At 69.1% G+C, this 1863-nt stretch carries 2 protein-coding genes; one reads left to right on the forward strand and one right to left on the reverse strand.

Features of this window, described 5'->3' with window-relative positions; all coding sequences use genetic code 11:
* The first annotated feature begins 360 nt into the window (after positions 1 to 360).
* Positions 361 to 1152 carry an IS5 family transposase gene (locus AB0469_RS41125; protein ID WP_366456731.1) on the forward strand — a complete coding sequence of 264 codons (792 nt, stop codon included), beginning with the start codon at positions 361 to 363 and terminating at the stop codon, positions 1150 to 1152.
* Here AB0469_RS41125 and AB0469_RS41130 read toward each other — a convergent pair.
* Positions 1109 to 1657 carry a hypothetical protein gene (locus tag AB0469_RS41130; protein ID WP_366456732.1) on the reverse strand — a complete coding sequence of 183 codons (549 nt, stop codon included), beginning with the start codon at positions 1655 to 1657 and terminating at the stop codon, positions 1109 to 1111. The genes AB0469_RS41125 and AB0469_RS41130 overlap by 44 nt on opposite strands.
* Positions 1658 to 1863: the final 206 nt, after the last annotated feature.

Genomic DNA, 1863 nt, shown 5'->3' on the forward strand with positions numbered 1-1863 from the left:
CACCTCGAAGCGTGGAGAACGGCCGCCTCCGCCGTCCCGGGAAGAACCGCAGATCAGCAGGTTGAGTGACGTGCGAGGTTAAACGCCAAGCTGAGTAGCTGTTGTCGTTCCGATCTTGAGGGGTGGGCATCGAACGGGAGTCTCGATCGGGTGATCGCGGCTGGCCGCGGGCATGAAGGCAGGGCCTCTTGGTAGCTCGGGGTTGCGAAGCCAACCGAGATCCTGGAGACCCTGTTGCCGCAGTTGTACGTGCTCGCCCCGGTGAAGTTCAACTCGGCTGCACCGTCGTGTGATTGTGTCGCTCACAGGTTCGGGAATGCGGCCGATCATCCGGAGCGTGTTCGGCGGTATCCCTCGGACATGACGGACGCGGAGTGGGCCGTGGTCCGGCCGCTGTTGCCGGTGCCGGGCTGGATGCGCGGCCGCGGCGGGCAGCCGGAGGCGTACTGCCACCGGGCGATACTGGACGCGATCCGCTATCTCGTGGACAACGGGATCAAGTGGCGGGCGATGCCCGGCGACTTCCCGCCGTGGGACCGGGTCTATGCGTTCTTCCGCCGCTGGCGCGACCACGTGCTGGTCCAGGAGTTTCATGACCGGCTGCGTGGCCGGGTCCGCCAGGAGGCGGGTCGGGATGCGGAGCCGACGGCCGGCGTGATCGACTCGCAGTCGGTCAAGGCGGACGCCGTGGTCGGCGCCGACAGCCGCGGCTTCGACGGCGGGAAGCTGATCAACGGGCGCAAGCGGCATGTCGTGGTCGACACCCTCGGCCTGCTGTTGGGCGTGATGGTCACGAGCGCGGACATCGGCGACCGCGCCGCCGCGAAGGTGCTGCTTGAGCGGGCAGCCGATGCCCACCACCGGCTGGAACTCGTCTGGGCCGACGGCGGCTACACCGGCAGCCTCGTCGAGCACTGCCTGGCCACGCTCGCCCTGGTCCTGGCGATCGTCAAGCGCAGCGACGACAGGCGCGGCTTCGTGGTGCTGCCCAAGCGGTGGATCGTCGAGCGGCTCTTCGCCCACCTGATGCGAAGCCGCCGCCTGGCGCGCGACTTCGAACGCCGCACCACCAGCGCCGAGGCGGTGATCTACTGGTCGATGACCATGGTCATGACCCGCCGCCTGACCCGCTCACGCTCCGCGCGAGCGTGAACCGGCCCGGTGCAGGTTCGGCCATCCAGCCCCGCGCGACCAGGCGTTTCGCCTTCGACCGCAGGGCCTCCACCTTGGCCGGCACCGTCTCCATGCCGAAGGCGGAGGCCATCTCCTGGCAGGTCAGCGGGCCCTGACCGACACGGACCCGGTCCGCGAGCGCGGCCAGGATGCGCTGATAGTCCGCCGACAATGCCGTCACGGCCAGCCCCTCGCGCCACACCGGAACCTGCGACTTCGCCTTCGCCGCCACCGGCACGGACGCCTGCACCCCGGCTTCCGTCCCAGCACCGCCCGGTCGTTCGGCGGCCACCGCGTCGGCCGGACACCCGCCCGGCGCGGACAGCACGGCACCCACACGCTCACGGGCGATCGTCCACTCCAGCCACTCCTGCTCGGCCGCCGCGAGCTCGGCCTGGATCCGGTCGGCTTCCTCGCGCAGCCCGTCCACACGCCGACGGGCGGCAAGCTCGTGCTGTTCCAGCAGTCCGACAACCGACGGCATCCGCGACCTCCACGAGAGCGACGAAACAACGATCCATCACTCCCACACGGACGCCACCACTACCCCTGACCAGCGAAAGCGCCGTCATCAAACTCGGAAAGACAACAGCCTCTGAGCTTGGCGTTTAACCTCGCACGTCACTCAACCTGCTGATCTGCGGTTCTTCCCGGGACGGCGGAGGCGGCCGTTCTCCACGCTTCGAGGTG

The sequence above is a fragment of the Streptomyces sp. NPDC093801 genome, from assembly GCF_040701585.1.
Lineage (GTDB): Bacteria > Actinomycetota > Actinomycetes > Streptomycetales > Streptomycetaceae > Streptomyces.